Origin of the sequence: Ruminococcus sp., assembly GCF_019423705.1 — a bacterium.
Taxonomy (GTDB): Bacteria; Bacillota; Clostridia; order Oscillospirales; family Ruminococcaceae; genus Hominimerdicola.
This window is the reverse complement of the sequence record NZ_JAHZAX010000007.1, coordinates 64942-83764: the sequence shown is the minus strand read 5'-3', so window position 1 is coordinate 83764 and position 18823 is coordinate 64942. Positions and strand designations below refer to the sequence as shown.

Genomic DNA, 18823 nt, shown 5'->3' with positions numbered 1-18823 from the left:
TACATTTGACAAAATTCCATATTTGTGTTATAATTTATGTTGGAAAAGGTAGGTCTATACGGTAGGCGGTTGTCCTCCAAACGTACATAGTCTGAATATTGCGGTCGCAAGATCAAGCAAAATAGGATATGGAAACGGAGGTGATAGAATGGACTTAGTTTACTTCGTCTTAACTATCGTGTTGATAATTGCTCTTACAGAGTTGATTAAAAACATAAAAAAATAACCGCCCTCGTCCAAAAGAAGCGGTTATTTTTATAACATAATCTTGAGGGCAACCGTCTATACGATCTGCCTTTTCTCTATTTTTATTATACAGCAAAAGCTTAGGAGTGTCAAGTGTTTGACACTCTTTTATTTTGAAAAAATATAACTTTTCATACATATTGACATTTTACAGATTCAAAAGCATTGTATTTGAACCGAACCAAACGGACTTTGTACGGTTTAATGCTGTGTGCGGTTTACAGTCTGTCCAGTCTTCGGGCTACAAAGTGCGACACCCGAAGTACAGCGAATCCCAAATTAAAAAGAAAGAGCCCCCGATATCGGGAACTCCTCTTTAGGTATATTGGTATATTTAACTAGCGTTGGTCAGCTTGTAATTTTTATACTTCCCATTTCCAATCTCTGATCTCAGGCATATCGAGGCCGTACTCAGCGATGTACTGCTTGTGCTCAACAAGCTTGTCCTGCATAAGCTGGTGGAGATATGCGCCTGTGTTGCCAAGCTGTGGAAGTCTCTTGATAACTTCCATAACAAGGTGGAAACGGTCGATCTCGTTCTGAACTCTCATATCGAATGGCGTTGTGATAGTGCCCTCTTCGTTGTAGCCGCATACATAAAGATTGCGGTTGTGACGATGATAAAGCAGCTCGTGAATAAGCGTTGGATAGCCGTGGAATGCGAATACGATAGGCTTGTCCTTTGTGAACAGAGCGTCAAAGTCAGCGTCAGAAAGTCCGTGTGGGTGCTTTGACTGCGGCTGAAGCTTGAACAGGTCAACAACGTTGATAAATCTGATCTTTACCTGCGGCAGGTGCTTTCTGAGGATAGTTACCGCTGCAAGAGCTTCAAGCGTTGGCGTATCGCCGCAGCAAGCCATTACAACGTCCGGCTCCTGTCCCTGATCGTTGGAAGCCCATTCCCAAATGCCGATACCCTGTGTGCAATGCTTAACAGCCTGCTCCATTGTGAGCCATTGCTGTCTTGGGTGCTTTGATGTTACCATTACGTTCACATAGTTCTTTGAACGGATACAATGGTCAAAGCAGGACAGCAGGCAGTTTGTGTCCGGTGGGAGGTACATTCTTACAACGTCTGCCTTCTTGTTTGCAACGTGATCGAGGAAGCCTGGATCCTGATGTGTAAAGCCGTTGTGATCCTGCTGCCATACGTTGGAAGAAAGGATATAGTTGAGAGAAGCGATCTTCTGTCTCCAAGGAAGCTGTGATGTTACCTTGAGCCACTTTGCGTGCTGTGAGAACATCGAGTCAACTATTCTGATAAAAGCCTCATAGCTTGCAAAGAAGCCGTGTCGGCCTGTGAGCAGGTAGCCTTCCAGCCAGCCTTCGCACATATGCTCAGAAAGCATTGAGTCCATAACACGTCCATCAGTTGCAAGGAACTCATCGTTGTCAAGCTTGTCAGCGTTCCAATCTCTGTTGGTTGCCTCGAATACCTTGCCAAGTCTGTTTGACATTGTCTCGTCAGGGCCAAAGATACGGAAGTTTCTGCTCTCTTCATTGAGCTTGAATATATCTCTTACAAAGCCGCCCAGCTCGATCATATCCTGCGCTTCAACTGCGCCTGGAGCAGGAACGTCAATGCCGTACTTTCTGAAATCCGGAAGTCTAAGGTCTCTCAGCAGAAGTCCGCCGTTAGCGTGTGGGTTTGCGCCCATTCTTCTGTCGCCTGTTGGTGCAAGCTCTTCAAGCTCTGGGATAAGTCTGCCCTCTTCTGTGAAAAGCTTCTCAGGGTGATAGCTCTTGAGCCAGTCCTCCAGCATTTTAAGATGCTCAGGGGCTTCCATTGTCATTGGAACTTGGTGAGCTCTGAATGTGCCCTCGATCTGCTTGCCGTCAACCACCTTTGGACCTGTCCAGCCCTTTGGTGAACGGAAGATTATCATAGGCCACTTTGGTCTTTCAGTAACGCCATTCTCTCTTGCGTTCTTCTGGATAGCCTTGATCTCCTCGATAACAGTATCGAGCGTTTCAGCCATAAGCTTGTGCATTGTCATCGGGTCGTCGCCCTCAACAAAGTAAGGCTTCCAGCCGCAGCCCTCAAAGAAGCTCTTTATCTCATCGTGAGAAATTCTCGAGAAAACAGTCGGGTTGGATATCTTGTATCCGTTAAGATGAAGGATAGGAAGTACAGCACCGTCAGTCTTAGGATTGAGGAACTTGTTTGAATGCCAAGCCGTTGCAAGCGGGCCTGTTTCAGCTTCGCCGTCACCAACAACGCAAGTTGTGATAAGGTCTGGGTTGTCGAATACAGCGCCGAATGAGTGTGCAAGGGAATAGCCCAGCTCACCGCCCTCGTTTATAGAACCCGGGGTCTCAGGTGCAACGTGGGAAGATATTCCGCCCGGGAAAGAGAACTGCTTGAAAAGCTTCTGCATACCCTCAACATCTCTTGAAATGTTCGGATAAATTTCCGAATAAGAGCCTTCGAGATATGTATTGGCCACCATAAAGTTTCCTCCGTGACCAGGACCGGAAATATAGATCATATCGAGATCATACTTCTTGATAACTCTGTTGAGGTGAACGTAAATAAAGTTCTGTCCGGGAACTGTGCCCCAATGGCCGACGATCTTTTTCTTGACGTGCTCCATAGTAAGAGGCTCACGAAGAAGCGGATTGTCAAGCAGATAAAGCTGACCTGCGGAAAGATAGTTGGCAGCGTCCCAATATCTGTTCATTTTCTCCAGCAGCTCAGGAGAAATGTTCTTTGTGTCTGACATTGCAATACCTCCATATATATTGTCATATTTAAAACGGTAAACGTTTTCACACAAGTAAATTATAGCACAGCCATTTTCATTTTTCAAGAAAAGAATATGAAACTAAGTGAGGATTTTATACTGCATTTATTATTTTTCATATGGTATATATAAATAGTAATATCTACTGTCCGCAATGCCGATAAAAAAGACCTATCCGCAAACGCAGAAAGGTCTGATCTCGCAGCTCAACGTAGGGGCGACCTGTGGTCGCCCGTTGATACTCTCATTTGTCGATATCCAATGTCATTACGCTATTACAGCGCCCTCATAAGCATTATCACGCAAAGGCTCGCAAGGCAGGCGAACGCCGCCACAACGATAAGGCTTTTTTCCTTGAAGGCCAGCAGACAGGCCGTCACAAGTCCTGCCACGGAAGCCGCAAGGTTGCCTGTCGAGAAAAGTATGGCAGGGAAAGTCATCGCACCGAGGACTGCATAGGGCACATAGTAAAGAAAGCTCCTCGCAAAGCGGTTCGTTATCTTGCCCTTGAAGATCACGAACGGCAGCGCTCTGATAAGATACGTCACAGCCGCCATTATGAAAAGGTAAATAAAAAAGTCTCTCACCGTCAGCATTGGCTTCCCTCCTCTTCATCGGCGACAGGCATTGCCACAGCCATTACGGCCGCAGATATCACCGTGCAGATTATGATAGAAAAGCCCCCCGAGACCTTGTTAAGCACAGGCAACCACTTGAATGCGCAGCTTAAAAGCGCCGCAAATATCGCCGCCATCGCAATGCCCTTGTTCTTCTTTGCAGGCGGTATTATTATGGCAAGGAACATTCCATATATCGCAATGCTGAGTGCGCTTATTATCACCTCGGGCAGGATTTTTCCTGCCGCCGCACCGAGCAGCGTTCCGAACGACCAGCCAGCCACAGGCAGTGCAATAAGCCCATACATATATTGCCTCGAGACCTCGCCGACGTTGCCCATTGCCATAACGAATATCTCGTCCGTTATGCCAAATCCCACCAGCCAGCGGTGTATGCCCGAAAGCGATTTGTCAGCCTTTTGTGAAAGCGATAATGACATAAGCGCATACCGAAGATTGATGATAAGCTGAGTGCAAGCCATTTCTATCCAAAAGCCACCCCCAGACAGCATAATGTCAAGGCCTGCGAACTGCCCTGCGGAGGTCACGTTGCAGACTGATATCAGCACAGTTTCCCACCAGCTGAGACCTCCCTTTACGCCTTGCAGACCGAATGTAAATGATACCGAAAGATAGCCCAATGCTATTGGTATGCCGTCTTTCAGCCCCTTTTTAAATCCACTCATAAATTATTTTTATCCCCCTATTTTCCTGCCGAACTTGCCAAACTTAAAAATTCTCTATGGTGCATTGGCAGGAACGCATAGTGGCGAGGGCAGCTTCGTGGCTCTCGTTGGTAACGCCAGCGCAGCATTTTGCATCGATGATGACTTCGACCTCGGGGCAAAATGCCTTTATGAGCAAAGCGTTTGATACAACGCAAATGTCCGTGCAAAGTCCGCAAAGCTCAACAGTATCGCCAGCTTTTGCTAGGCTTGCAATGGTCTGAGCAAGCTTTACAGAACCGAAAGTGTTCTTTTCAAAGACCTCGGCGCAGTCGCCAATGGCATTTGCGACCTCTTCCGCAGGCTCCCAACCGATAGTGCCCTTAATGCAATGCTCCACAGGGAGCTTTTTGCCCTCGGAGGTGGAGAGATAGTCCTTGAAATGGGTGTCGAGGGTCATAAAGAGCTTGGCGGAATCATTTTTATAGCTGCGAATTTTGTCGCAAACCGCAGGGAGGATATCTTCAGCAGCTTTGCTGCCTAAACTGCCTGTAATAAAGTCGTTTTGCATATCAACGACAATAAGAAACTTCATAATTAGACTTCCTTTCAAAACCAATATAAAATATAATAAAGCATAAGTAATATTGTAGCTCAAAAATGTGAATAAATCAAGGCAGTAAAGACCCCAAAATGTAGGGGACGCCGTCCCCTACAAGCCCTAACAAAAAACGAGCGACCACAAATAGCCGCCCGTCTTAAACTTAAATCAAATTATCCAAGAACAAGAAACCATCGGCAACCGCCAGTAATTCCTCACTCCTCACTCCTAACTCCTCACTTGAGCGTCGTCACACTCTTCACAGCCGACCAAGCTCCGTAATACTTCACTCCGCCAACATTGGTGTAGGAACGTACACGAACATAATACTTCTTCGCAGAAGCCAGACCCGTGATGGTAAGCTTGTCCTGCTTGTTGTTCGTGACAGTCGCCTTCATAATCGGCGTGAACTTTGAACTCAATGAGTATTGTATCTCGTAACCAGTCGCCGAACCCTTCTGCGCCCAGTCGATAAAGAAACCTCTGCTGCGTGCCGTGAGCTTCTGTATCGCCTGCTTTGCAGGGTTAATCTTGAAGGTCTTTGTGATAACGCCGCCGTACACACCCTTGCCTACAAGCTTTATCGTCGCCGTGCCAATGGCCTTGTTTGCCGTGTATGTAACGGTGTAGTCTGTGCCGTTTTTAAGTGCCTTTCCGCCGTACTTAACCGTAATGTTCTGTGTGATAGCCTTGCCTGTGTATGCCTTGTTGGAAATGCCCGTCACCACCGATGAAGCGAAATTGTACTTCGCCGTTGTGATGTTCTTTGTGTCCGACCAAGCACCATAATATGTCTTTCCGCCAACTACTGTGTAGGAACGAACCCTTACATAATACTTCTTTCCTGCCACAAGTCCGCCGATAGTGCAGGTGTCAGGCTTGTTCTGCATAAGCTTGAAACTGCTTGCGCCCTTGAATGCTGCGCTTGTGCCGTATTGTATCTCGTATCCTGTGGCTGAGCCCTTCTGCGCCCAGTCAACAAAGAAACCTCTGTATCTCGTCTCAAGCTTCTGAACAGTCTGTTTTGCAGGCAGGATCGTAAAGGTCTTTTTCAATGAGCCTGTGTAATTGCCTATGCCCTTGATCGTTACCTCGCCTGTGCCAACATTCTTGTTCTTGCTGTATGAAAGTGTGTATGCCGCACCCTCCATAAGGGTCTTGTTGCCGTCTGTTACTGTTACCTTCGGGGTCTTTGCCTTGCCGTCATAAATAAACTGCGTCTCGAGCAATACTGCGTTTGAAAGCTTTCTGCCCTCAATGGTGAACTCTGTCGTGGCTGTGCCCTTGTAATTGCCCTTGCCCGATACAGTCACCCTGCCCTTGCCTGCATTGGTGTTCGATGAATAGCTCAGCGTGTAATCAACGCCCTCGGTGAGGACTTTGTCTCCGTCCTTTACCTCAGCGGAGGGCTTTTTCGCCGTGCCGTCGTAAACATAGCTTGTCTTTTCAAGACCCGGCGCTGGTATCTGCTTGGCATTTATTGTGAAATTCAAAATGTAAGTGCCGCTGTATCCGCCCTTGCCCACAACAACAGCCGTTGCAACGCCTGCATTTTTGTTGTCGGTATATGAGACCTCGAAATCTTCGCCCTCTGTGAGCTCAGTTTCTCCATCCTTGACTGTAACTTTCGGCTTGATAGCCTCGCCGCTGTATGTGAAACTGTCCTTTTCAAGCTGCGGCTGCGGAAGCTGTACTGCGGTGATAGCGAAAAGCTTTGTCACAACGCCTGTGTAATTTCCGCTGCCCACAACAGTAACCACTGCCGTGCCGATATTGACATTGTTTGAGTACACAAGCATATAGTCCTTGTCCTTTTCAAGAACTTTCTCGCCGTCTCTGACAACAACGTCTGGGGTCTTTGCCGTGCCGTCAAAAATATAGCTGTCCTGAGAAAGCTCAACCTCGGTTATCTCTTTCTTTGAGATAGTAAAGTTGACCTCAGCTCTGCCTGTGTATTTTCCAATGCCATTTACAAGCACATAGCCGTTGCCTGCATTTATATTGTTATAATATTCCACGATATAGTCTTTGTACTGCTTGAGAACTTTCTCTCCTTCGGTATCGTCCGAATTATCGGTAACAGTAACCTGCGGACAGAACTCGCCGCCGTTATAAACAGCGCCGTATTCGTCAAGCTCCACCTTGCAGTCGGCAATATCCACCTTGCTGTCAGCCTTTATGATATCATAAGCAAGCTCGCTGCGCTTTGCGTAAGCCTCGCCCTCAGTGTCCTTGTAAACGCCAAGAGTAAAATCCTCCGCATAGAAATAATCATAGTCATATTTGTCCTCGCCATACTCGATGACAAAGCCGAAAGCACGCTCGCCGATAGCCGTCACCGACTGAGGTATCTCAACATATTTAAGCTTTCGCATATCCGCAAATGTGCAGCTTCCGATCTCTTCAAGGCCCTCGCCGAGCACAACGCTTTCGATATCCTTGCAGCCTGCGAACATACTTCTGTCAAGCTTTTTCACGCCCTCGCCGATAACAACATTTTTAAGCGCCGTGCAGTCCTTGAAAGCTCCGCCGCCGATGGTCTTTACGCTGTCGGGAAGGTTCATAACTTCAAGCTTCTGACAGCCCTCAAATGCGCCCTCGCATATCTCCTCAACAGTCGAAGGAATCTCCGCCGAGGTGATATTTTTGTCAAACGCCATAAAAAGCTTTTTCATATCCTTTGAGAATATTATGCCGTCGATGTATGCGTAGCTCTCGTTTTCCGCCGCAATGTCAAGGCTTTCAAGCTTTTCACACAACTCAAATGCTCTTGGGTCAATGCTCTCCACCGACTTTGGGATAGACACGGAAAGCGCAGTCTTGTTGGCAAGATAATAATGATCGTGCCGTGACTCGTCCTTGTAGATTTTCTGAGCGAATGCACAGGCAGCAATGCCCTTGATAGGCTTGCCGTCAAGCTCGCTCGGCACGGCAATGTGCTCGTCCTCGCCATAATAAGCCGTTATGTAAAGATATGGGTCTTGGTTCTCGTCAAGATACTCTCTGACCTCCCAATCGCCGCTGCGGACGAACATTTCGTTCATTCCGTCCTCGTCAAGGGCAAAAGCCCCCAGGCTGACATTTTCCGCAAGCTCATTTCCCACAGGCACGACCGCCGCACCGAAAGTCATCAGCACCGCAAGCACCGCCGAAAGGACACGCTTCTTCATAGTCTTCCCTCCTTAAAAACCTTAGAAACTCAAAAAAATTAAGAAATAATATAACAAAACAGTAAACATTCAATTAAATTCTACACGATAAATATACCACATTTACGCATATCTGTCAACAGCTTTTCCCCGTATCTGCGAATTTTTCGCACAAAAAAGCCGCAGACTTTTACGCCTGCGGCTTTTTTCATATCAAACTATCTTAACGCCCCAAAACTTATGGAACAAGAGTTGTAGTTGTTGTCTCGGAAGCCTTCTTAGTAGTTGTAGTTGTGGTCGTCTCAGAGTCCTTGCTTGCTGCTGAATCGTCCTTTGCTGTCTTGTCGGCAGCAGTTGTTGTAGTAGTTATTGCTGTTGTTTCAGCCTTTGAAGAAGAATCGTCCTTCTTATCGTCTGTCGCAGCAGCGCCGGCCTTTGTTACTGTGTAGCCTTCGATATCAACCATATCTTCCTTGAAAGCCTTCTCGTCATTGTAATACTTGCTAGAGAAGCCCGGCTCTTCTGTGTAATTCTCGCCGTCGAACACGATGTTCGAGCAATAGATAGCAGCGTAGAATGTAGCTGTCTTTGTCTTTTTGTCGTCAGTCTTCACTGTTACCTTGTAAAGCTCAATGATCTTGTTTGTGTCGTTCCAGCTGTCATAATTCTGCTTCTTTGTGAACTGTACATAAGTATCCACCTTGTCGAATGACTCGATAGATGTTACCTTGCCGTCGAAATCTGTGCCCCAAGGTGCTGAACTGCCCTTGATATCTTTTCTGAGTTCCTGTATCTTGTCCTCGATAACAGTTCTGTAATTCTCCATTGCAGCTTCGCCGTTGTCAGAAGTTACATATGCAGGGAAAGTATCGTCAACTGTGATCTCTGTTGTGCAAACTGTATCGCCCCAGCTGTCTGTTTCAGTCTTGCCCTTGAGGGTAACGCCATTCTCCGCAAGTGACGAATAAGCCTTGCAAGTTACCTTGAACTTGCCGCCAACGCCGATATAATCGTCGCACTCAACTGTGTAATAAACGTTGTCCTTGAGAACGTCCGGGATAGAATCTTCCTTAACAGCGTAAGGCTTTACGAACGGAACGCCGCCTCTGCACTCAAACTTGATACCCTCGAAAGGATCAACTTCAGAAGTCTCTTTAAGTCCTTCAACGGTGAAGTCCTTTGTTACCTTCTTGTCCTTAACGTCGGCAGTCTTGTAAGTATAATACTTGTCGTCATACTCGAACCAAGTCATATCTCCGCTCTCGTGCATATCGCTGTAAACGCTGAGGACAGCTGTTACAGGGAACTTATCGCCGTTTGAAAGGTTGTTGTCATAGCTGTAATCATAGTAAATGAATGGATAGCCGTCTGTATTCTCTGATATATTTGCAGCGCCGTGGCCGTCAAAACCTGTGAATGAAACGTCGATTCCCTTGAAGAAGTCGATCTCCTCTCCCTTTTCAAGATCCTTTACAGTCATCTCAAACTCTGTGTTCTTGAGCTTGATGTTCTTTGACTTGAGGGTATCCTCGTTATATGTAACGGTGAACTTTACCTTGTCGCCGTTCTTGAGGTTCTTGTTGTCCTTTGCCTTGATCTTGATCTTGTATTCGCCGTCCTTGTTCTGCTTGAGAAGAGCGTTTCTCATCTGCTTTGCCTCGGCGAAATCGTCAGCCTTGTCAAAAGCCTTTGTAAGGGTCTTTTTGTCAAGTGCGAAATACTTTGATACCTTGTCCTCGTCATCATCGCTTCCGTAATCGTCAAAAAGATCGCCCGTGTCGATGCCGTTGTCCTTGAGGACAGATGAAGCGTTTGCATAAGCGTATTCGTCCTCGTCATAGCAGTTGAGCTCAGCCTCAACGATACCGCAGCCGTCAACGCCCTTGAACTCGATCTTGAAAAGATCCTTTGCGTCGATGACCTGATATTTAAGGATATTGCAGATAATGATGATAGCAACGATAACGACCACCAGCGCCGCAGCGATGATAAGCGATATCTTCTTGTTGTTCTTTACCCAATCTGTAAGCTTTGTAAGGGGATTAGGCTTTGCTGCCGCTGCCGCCTGTGGAGCTGCCATATTCTGCGGGTTCTCGTAAGCCTGCTGTGCATTATACTGTACTTTCGGCTGTGCCTGCTGAACAGGAGCCTGTGCAGCCGCAGCGTTCTGACCGGCCTGTGCCGCAGCCTCTGCCTCCATCTGAGCAACAGACGCACCGCAGCCGCCGCAGAACTTCTCTTCAGGACCTATTGAAGCGCCGCACTTCGAGCAAAACTTGATAGTGTTCATTATATACCTCCGTTATACTTCAATTAGGCAACGCCGCCAAAGGGTGCTGCCTATACAAAACAATGTTGATATTAATCTCATCGTAACAGAATATAAATTAAAAACATTATTTTGCTTCATAAAAAGTATAAACCAAAAGCACAAAAAAGTCAAGAAAAACCCACGGCAAACCGCTTAAAAAGGTGCATTTTTGTATATTTGTACAATTTGCACCCTGTCCCATATGACTTTTTACATAGTAAAATCAAATAACTAACCCTTTGAACTTTGTTAACTAAAACACGGAATACAAATGTGGGAACTGGCTGTCGTAAACTTTTCTCACCCAAGCGCTGACCGATTCGCACTCAGAAAGAAATTCCTCTGCGTCCTTTTCAAGCAGCGCAGGCAGCTTTGCCACTGAATATGATATGTCGTCCAATGTGCAGGACTGTGCGATATATGATATCTTCACATAATAATCTTTCCAGCACTCTTCAAGCTCATCAAGCTTTGCAGGGGTGCTCTTTCTGTCGGTGCGATAGCTTTCGGCGGTCTCGTCGATAAGCCCAAGCAGCCGCTCATTCGCCCTGCCGATAGAAAACAGCGAGAACACCGAAGCCGCCGCTATCACCGCAAGTATGGTTATACACGCCGCAAGCCTTTTCATTTTCCTCTCCCCTTTCCACGCTTATCTTTGCCGATAACAGTCACCTTGCCCGACGGGTCGGCGGTGCAGATATAAACGTCACAAAGCTTCATATCCTTTTCGCCAAGCTTCTGTTCGAGCCACTTTCGATCTCTGCCAACACTTTTCAGCGCCGAGCCTATGACCTTGCCGTTGTCTATAACAAGCTGAGGCGGGTCGCCCTGAGAGTCCTTGACGTGCATTGCTCCATTGGTCACAGGACGATACTCAGCCTTTTGATAGACCGATATCTTGCCCGTTGTCTCCACAACAGCAAGCTGCACCTCCTCAATATCGAATATGCCCATACTTCTAAGGGACTCCATAAGATCGTCCGCCGAGAACCGCAGGTCTCTTAGCTGATTCTGATCTATCTTTCCACCCGATATGACTATCTTAGGCGAACCGCACATAATTTTTCTCAGCCCACGAAATTTAAGCGAGCAATGTGAAAGTATCACATCAAGGCACACCAACGTAAAGATAGGCACAATGCCCATTGCCATTGGTATCGTGATATCCTCGATAGGCAGCGTTGCGATATTTGAAAGCAGCAGGGTTATAACAAGCTCCGAGGGCTGGAGCTCCCCTATCTGCCGCTTGCCCATAAGCCTTATGCTTATTACGATGAGTATATAAAGTATTATGGCACGGAAGAAAACTATCAGCATTTTTTCATCTCCTGTCGGAAATATTATTTTGATTTTTTCAACATCTATTATTCGCCGCACATCTTTGGAATATTCCAGCAAATTATGACGATAATAACTAATAACTTATGAAATTATGATAATTACTTGATATGTCCGTGTAACGATTTGGTAGGGGCGAACAGCGTTCGCCCGTTGCTCTCCTGTTTGTCGGCAATATCATCTATAAAATTATGAAAGGAACAAAACAATGCACTCACCCGATCACAGAAACTATAAAGGCGCAAAAATAAGCGCTGATATAAACGGCGCAATGACCGACCTGCGCACAATTATGGGAAACACGATGGATCTCAATATCCTGCAAATAAAGGTGGGCGAGGTGGAATGTTCCGTTGTGACAATAGAAGCTATGACCTCCACAGACGCAATGGCGGAGCTTATTTTCCGCCCGCTTATGGAACTTTCACGGACAAGCCCCGACATCGGCAAGGACGGCGTTTTCCGCTTTTTGACCCAAGAGAGCATACTTGCGGCAGAGCGAAAGACCGTCTTTGATTACGGCGAAGTCGTCCAGTATCTATTCTCGGGCTTTGCAGTCATATTCGTCCAAGGGATACAAAAAGCCGTTGTTTACGGCATACAGGGCTATGACAAGCGCTCGGTATCAACTCCCGAAAGCGAGCAGACCATTAGATGCGCACAGGACGCTTTCACGGAAACTATCCGAACCAATCTATCCCTTGTTCGCCGCCGAATGAAAACGCCTGCTCTGCGCTTTGAAATGCTGCAAGTTGGCAAGCTTTCCTCAACGGACGTGTGCATAATGTACCTTTGCGACAGGGCAAGCTCCGAAGCCGTTGATACTATCCGCAAACAGCTTCAAAGCATAAAGCTTGACACTATCCTCACCAGCGGTTATATAGAGCCTTTCATCGACGAAAGCTTTGGCTCGTCGGTGTTCTCGCAAATGGCATATTCTGAGCGCCCCGATATGATCTGCACACGCCTTGATCAAGGCAGGATATGTATTCTTGTTGACGGCACGCCTTTTTGTCTTATCTGTCCCTCGCTCTTTGCGGAGAATTTCCAGACAATGGACGATTACGCCGAGAAGCCTTATTACGTCACCTTTATGCGCTGGCTGAAATATATCGCATTTTTTCTCGCCGTTGCCTTTCCGGGGCTGTATGTGGCTTTGGCGAATTTCCACCCCGAGGTCTTTACGCTCAAGCTGCTATTAAACCTCACCGTCTCTGAGGAATCAACGCCATATCCCCTGACGGTGGAAGTTTTCGTGCTTATGGTAATGTTTGAGATTATGAAAGAAGCAGGCGTGCGGCTGCCAAAAGCCGTTGGCAGTGCAGTTTCTATCGTTGGCGGACTTATCATCGGCGACGCTGCGGTAAAAAGCGGACTTGTCTCCGCACCGCTACTTATCGTCGTGGGAATAACAACGACCTCGTCATTCGTTATCCCGAGCCTTAATCAGCAGACCACTATCCTGCGGCTTGTTTATATCCTTATCGGCGGCACGGCTGGGCTTTACGGCATTGCCTTGTGCACAGTCCTGCTTATGGTGAACATAAACTCAATGGACGATTTCGCCATATCCTACACCGCCCCCGTGACGCCATTTTTCCCGAAAGGCATTAAAGATATAATCTCACGCCGCAGCTTCAAGTCCTATGAAAACACTACCCCGGGCTTTGACGAATATCGTGAGAGCTAAAACGCTTCCAATTGCAACAGATAAATGTAGGGGCGACCTGTGGTCGCCTGCAGCTTGTTGAAAAAGTCCAAAACAAACGGGACGTCGAGGGCTCAAATTGTCGTGAGCCTTGTCGAACAACAATTTTCCCCTACAATTGGCGTAAATGCGTTGGCATTGTAGGAGCGAACAGCGTTCGCCCGTTTTCCGTGTGCTACCCCACAATACCCGAACCAAACACTAAAAACAGGAGGGACAAAATTGAAAAAGCTGACCCCATTACAGCTCTTTTCTCTGCTTATCTGCACAAGAGCTTTTTCGCTTATGACATTTCTCCCCGACAACGCCTCGAACGCCTTGCAGCTTATGCTTGGTGCGGTGATATCCACCGCCTTTCAGGCTGTCCTTATCATTATTATGATAGTCTTTCACAAGCGCTTCCCAAATGACGACCCCTGCTCCCTTGCCCTCAGCCGTTCACGGCCGCTGGGGCTTGGGGTGACGGCGCTTTATGTAGTATATTTCCTGCTGGTGTCCTTTTATATGATAGGCACTTTCACATATTTTATGGACTATTATTTCTCCGATTATATCCCGAGGATCATGACAGTCATAAGCGTGGCGGCCTGCGCAATTTATATCGGCAGGGCGAATATCGGCGTTATCGGCAAGACGGGCACGGTGCTTTTTGCCCTGTTTCTCATCTTCACAGCGACCCTTGTGATAAGCTCCGTGGAAAATTTCTCTCTCGTGAGCTTTCACACCGCAGAGGACAATTTCGCTGCAGGTGTGTGGCGCTCCGCCGTCAGCGAGCTTGCGAGAAATTCCTATCTTGCGGTGCTGGTCTTTCTGCTCCCCTCCGTCAAGGGCAGCGTCACAAAGACCTCCGTCTGCTTTTTGCTCACACGCCTTATCCTCATCGAGCTTATTTTAGGCTTCATCACAATGATATTGGGGGATTACACCCTTCTTGCAAAGCTGCCATTCTTTGCCCTTGCGGCATATTCACGAACTGCCATTATAGAGCGTTACGACGCCGCAATAATGGCGCTTTGGGTAATGCTTTCAGTCTATAAGCTGGGGCTTTATCTCCATTGCACAGGCAGGTGCGTGAAATATATCTCCCCGAAAGTGAATTTCGTCCCCGCCGTGATAATATCCGCATTGATACCTGCGGCGGCTTCACTTTTCTGGCTTATCCCCCACAAATGGGAGATCATCGCATATTCAAATTTCAGCCCCCTGCCTGCGGTGATACTTTCGGGACTTATCCCCCTTGTGATGATAATGCTCTCAAACAAACGCAGAAAGGAGCGTGCAAAAATCGAAAATGAAAGCGCAGGATAATAATAACAATAGCAATATCAACAGCAGCAGAAAAAAGCGCAGACTTCAAATAACAGCGGTGCTTCTCATCGCCGCAGTCACGCTGCTTTTATCCTCTTTCGGAAATCAAGTAGCGATAGAACAGCGTGTCCTCGTCCACGCAATGGGCATTGACTTTGACGGCAGCGAGTATACAGTCTCCCTGCAAGTGTTCAAGACCCAAAGTATGGGCTCTGACACACCCCTTGACGTGAGCCAGTCAAATATCCAAACTGTCACCTGCCAAGGCAAGACCGTCAAGGAAGCCATCGACGACTGTCAGTATCAGCTTGGAAAGGAAGTCTTTTTAGGCCACCTTCAGCTAATATGTTTCGGCAAAACTGTCGATTTTTCCAACCCCGAGGGGCTTTTCTCATTCGCAATAAAGGACAAAAACGTATTTCTCGGCGTTGAGCTTTGCCTATCCGACACCACCGCCGAAGAGCTTATGAACGTCCAGCTGACAAGGGGCACAATGTCCTCGGAGAACTTCACACAAGTCATAAAAATGGGCGTGCGCAACGGCATAACCCTTGAATGTCGGCTGATAGACTTCCTTTCCTGCATTAATTCACCGCAATATGTCGCAATGCCCGTGCTGTCCGTCAAGAATTCCGAAGCAGGCAGCGCCGAAAACTCCGCCGCCGAGCAGCAAGAACCCCTCCTTGAAATAAGTCAGACCGCCCTTGTGAAAAACGGCAGGGTGCAAAATGATACCCTCAACCGAGAGGAAGCCGCAGGCTCAGCTTGGCTTATGGGCAAGGCGAAGCAGTTCGATATGGTGACAAATATCGACGGCAAGGACGTTGACATAAAGCTTTCCGACGACGGCAAAAAGATAACTCTCGAAAACGAAAACGGCAGGCTTATATATAAGGTAAAGCTCACCGTCCTCGCCCACGCCTCAAAGGATATCCGCAGCGAAAGGCTGTCAGACGAGATATCAAAGGCGGTCAAAGCCCAGCTAACGGAAAACATCACCGCCGCCTGGAATAAGACTATCATCGCAAACGAGACCGACATTTTCGGCATATGGAAGCAGCTTCGCCACAAATATCCGCAGGGGTATCTTGAATACAAGGACAAGCTCGAAGAGATTTGGCGCTCTACAGACTTGGAGCTTGCGATAAACTGTCGGGTGGAATAGGAACGCAGTTAAGTGAGGAGTGAGGAATTATTGACATACCACCGAACTTTGTCATTCTAATCAACATTGTTAAGAACCCAGCGATAGCGGCGAAGCCGCCCCAAAAAAATCATTGCCGCTAGGCAATACCTTCATTCCTCATTCCTCACTCCTCATTCCTCACTTAGCTTGCGCCTATTGTTTGACAAAAAGGACAAAGTGTGCTATAATACTACCCGTGACCAGACTATGCGATAGCGTGAACGTTCAATGTTTATGAGGAAAGTCCGAGCATCATAGAGCAGGGTAGCTGATAACATCAGCCGAGGGCGACCTTAGAGCTAGTGCAACAGAGATATACCGCCGAATTTTTCGGTAAGGGTGGAAAGGCGAGGTAAGAGCTCACCAGGGCGGCGGAGACGCCGTCGCTATGTAAACCTTATCCGATGCAACACCAATGGTGGTCTGCAAGTCAATGGCTGCTCGTCAGACTTGGGGCCATAGGTGGCTCGAGCTGTGCGGCAACGTACAGCCTAGATAGATTATCGCACACGACAAAACTCGGCTTATCGGTCAGATCACGCCGCTCACTTAATTGCTTTTTTCACGATCCAATTAAGTGAGCTTTTTTATATTTTACAACGAAAATTTAATTTGCTTATTTGTACAGATTTACGCTCGCTAAATATACAAACTAACCAAAAATCAAGATTAGCTCTTGTGATTTTACGGCGATTGTGTTATAATGTAACTGATGTAATTTACTCTAGCGAAAGGATATGGTGAAATATGGCTCTGTCAGTCAACGAAAACACCTTGAGCAGTTTTCTGAAAATTCTCGAAAGCACCGAAAAGTTTGAGGAAGTCTGCCGTGATTTTCTTGAAAGCATTTGCAGCGCTATGTCAGTTCAGGCTGCCACGCTGACGGTATCGGGTTATAAAAACGCCACTCCCCTCAGCTATGAATGGATAGCCGAGGCAAAGACATACAGAATATTTGAATTTGATAAAGAAAAAAGCGGCGCTGTTTACACCGACGTGCGGCCTATTCTTATGGATAAGGGCATTCATATCGCCGATAAGGAGCACCCTATTCCGGATAATGAGACCTTTATTCTCAGCGGCGTGAAGTACCCCTGCTCCCTCACTTGTGCAGTCAGGGACTCAAATGTAAACGTTGCATTTTTCAATCTGCTCTGCTCAGATAAGGAAAGAGTGTGGCGTGATGATGAGATAGCTCTCGTTTCGCAGCTTACATACATACTTTCGGGTATGCTCCACGCCCAGCGTGCTTCTACCCACGCAGAGAATACTTCGAGAACTCTTGCAGACGTTATGGACAATATGAATTCATACGTTATCGCCCTCACAACAGATACCGATGAGATCGTATTCGCAAGCAAAAGGCTTGAAAAGTTTTTCGGACAGGAGCTTGTGGGCAAAAAGGGTCGTGACGTTTTCAGCAAGGCGTGGTATGATAACACCCAGCTTGAGAATGGCGAGCTTTTCAACGGCGATTATTATTCCGAAGCAATGGATAAGTGGCTCGATGTGTCCGAAAAGATAATCAAATGGCACGACGGCAGAATGATAAAGCTTTGCACCCTCAACGATATCTCCGATAAGATCGAGTACGAGCGTGTTATCGAAAAGCAGGTGTTCTTTGATGGCCTTACGGGTCTGCCCAACAGACTTAGCCTTGACAAGAATATCCAAAGCATTATCGACTCCGAGCAGGACAGCGAGATAATCTTTCTCGATCTCGATAACTTCAAGAACATAAACGACAGCTACGGCCATAACAACGGCGACAGACTGCTTAAAGATATCGGACAGTTTTTCCTTGAGCTTCAAAAGGTCCACAAAGAGCTCAGCGTTTTCCGTTTCGGCGGCGACGAAGTTGTCATACTTATAAGAAGCCAGGATCAGGAATTTGTTGACGATATCTGCAACACCATACATAAAAAGTTCAACACCGAATGGCAGATCGCAAACAGCACTTGCTACTGCACCTGCTCGATCGGACTTGCAAAGTTCCCGAAGCCCGATGATACGGTCAATACAGTCCTAAAGCGTATCGACCTTGCGATCTATTACGCCAAAAAGCACGGCAAGAACTGCATAATAAACTATAACGAAACTATTGGCAGGATACTTACAAGACAGATAGACCTTGAAAGACTTATGCACAAGGATATCACAAACAACTTTGCCCATTTCAACGCATATTATCAGCCGATATTCAGCAGCGCAGACAAAAAGCTTGTGGGCTGCGAAGCTCTTATGAGATGGAACCCGCCCGAGTATGGCCAAGTTCCGCCGTCAGAGTTTATTCCAATGGCTGAAAAGCTGGGCTACATAAATCTCTTGGGCGAGAATATAATCAGAATAGCAGGCACACAATGCAGAAAATGGGCTGAGCAAGGCCTTGATATAAGAGTGAACATCAATCTCTCCGTCGGCCAGCTCATCGAGCCGGACTTTCTTGAAAAGGTGGATAAGCTCTTCAAGGAAACGGGAGCGCCGCCGGATAAGATATGCTTTGAGGTAACTGAAAGCCTTGCTATCAACGATATGAACAAGATGAAAGAGCTGCTGAGAAGTATCACCGACAAGGGCGTTAAGATCGCACTTGACGATTTCGGCACGGGCTATTCGTCGCTTAACTGCATAAAGGAAATGCCACTCAATACTATCAAGATCGACAAGTCCTTTATCGACGATATCGCCAACAACCCGAGCACAGCGGTGTTCGTCAAGATGATAGTCAACCTCTCTCACGACCTTAATATCGCAGTCTGCGCAGAGGGCGTTGAGGAGCAGATACAGTTCGATATCCTAAAGGGTCTTGATACTGACGTTATTCAGGGCTATTATTTCGGCAGGCCAATGCCTTCCGACAAATTCGAGGAAATGTTTCTTAACAACAGCAGCGTGCTTGTAAAAAAAGAACAGTAAAAAATTCGCAATTTTGCAATACCGCACAGCCATT

The 18823-nt window shown here is 47.0% G+C and carries 12 protein-coding genes and 1 other RNA gene; 5 read left to right on the top strand and 8 right to left on the bottom strand.

Annotated elements, in window-relative coordinates; all coding sequences use genetic code 11:
- Positions 1-608: 608 nt before the first annotated feature.
- The 8 genes from QZ371_RS07210 to QZ371_RS07175 all read right to left on the bottom strand — a co-directional run bounded on the left by QZ371_RS07210 (position 609) and on the right by QZ371_RS07175 (position 11650).
- On the bottom strand, positions 609-2969 hold the full coding sequence (locus tag QZ371_RS07210) for a phosphoketolase (RefSeq protein WP_295211124.1): 2361 nt from the start codon (positions 2967-2969) through the stop codon (positions 609-611).
- Between the two features lie 296 nt (positions 2970-3265).
- Positions 3266-3586 carry an AzlD domain-containing protein gene (locus QZ371_RS07205; RefSeq protein ID WP_295211122.1) on the bottom strand — a complete coding sequence of 107 codons (321 nt, stop codon included), beginning with the start codon at positions 3584-3586 and terminating at the stop codon, positions 3266-3268.
- Positions 3580-4293, bottom strand: coding sequence for an AzlC family ABC transporter permease (locus tag QZ371_RS07200; RefSeq protein ID WP_295211120.1), 714 nt, complete (start codon positions 4291-4293; stop codon positions 3580-3582). The genes QZ371_RS07205 and QZ371_RS07200 overlap by 7 nt, the downstream gene beginning before the upstream one ends.
- 43 nt (positions 4294-4336) lie before the next feature.
- Positions 4337-4867 carry a cysteine hydrolase gene (locus tag QZ371_RS07195; RefSeq protein ID WP_366558714.1) on the bottom strand — a complete coding sequence of 177 codons (531 nt, stop codon included), beginning with the start codon at positions 4865-4867 and terminating at the stop codon, positions 4337-4339.
- Between the two features lie 242 nt (positions 4868-5109).
- The gene (locus QZ371_RS07190; RefSeq protein WP_295211118.1) at positions 5110-8043 is read right to left on the bottom strand and encodes a fibronectin type III domain-containing protein; all 2934 of its coding nucleotides are present in this window, start codon (positions 8041-8043) and stop codon (positions 5110-5112) included.
- 217 nt (positions 8044-8260) lie between these two features.
- Entirely contained in the window at positions 8261-10312 is a 2052-nt protein-coding gene (locus QZ371_RS07185) for a zinc ribbon domain-containing protein (RefSeq protein WP_295211116.1), read from the bottom strand.
- Positions 10313-10586: 274 nt separating this feature from the next.
- Positions 10587-10961 carry a DUF4363 family protein gene (locus QZ371_RS07180; RefSeq protein WP_295211115.1) on the bottom strand — a complete coding sequence of 125 codons (375 nt, stop codon included), beginning with the start codon at positions 10959-10961 and terminating at the stop codon, positions 10587-10589.
- Complete coding sequence (locus QZ371_RS07175; protein WP_295211113.1) at positions 10958-11650, bottom strand: DUF421 domain-containing protein; 693 nt, start codon at positions 11648-11650, stop codon at positions 10958-10960. The genes QZ371_RS07180 and QZ371_RS07175 overlap by 4 nt, the downstream gene beginning before the upstream one ends.
- A 229-nt stretch (positions 11651-11879) precedes the next feature.
- Between QZ371_RS07175 and QZ371_RS07170 the strand changes: the two genes are divergently transcribed.
- The 5 genes from QZ371_RS07170 (at position 11880) to QZ371_RS07150 (ending at position 18789) form a co-directional block, all read left to right on the top strand.
- Positions 11880-13361, top strand: a complete 1482-nt coding sequence (locus QZ371_RS07170) for a spore germination protein (protein ID WP_295211111.1) — start codon at positions 11880-11882, stop codon at positions 13359-13361.
- 240 nt (positions 13362-13601) lie between these two features.
- Positions 13602-14687, top strand: coding sequence for a GerAB/ArcD/ProY family transporter (locus QZ371_RS07165; protein WP_295211110.1), 1086 nt, complete (start codon positions 13602-13604; stop codon positions 14685-14687).
- A complete protein-coding gene (locus QZ371_RS07160; protein ID WP_295211108.1) occupies positions 14671-15852 on the top strand; it encodes a Ger(x)C family spore germination C-terminal domain-containing protein in 1182 nt (393 codons plus the stop codon). Before QZ371_RS07165 ends, QZ371_RS07160 begins: the two co-directional genes overlap by 17 nt.
- Positions 15853-16070: 218 nt before the next feature.
- Positions 16071-16416: RNase P RNA component class A (gene rnpB, locus QZ371_RS07155), an RNA gene on the top strand.
- Between the two features lie 204 nt (positions 16417-16620).
- The gene (locus tag QZ371_RS07150; RefSeq protein ID WP_295211105.1) at positions 16621-18789 is read left to right on the top strand and encodes a bifunctional diguanylate cyclase/phosphodiesterase; all 2169 of its coding nucleotides are present in this window, start codon (positions 16621-16623) and stop codon (positions 18787-18789) included.
- The last annotated feature ends 34 nt before the right edge of the window (positions 18790-18823 follow it).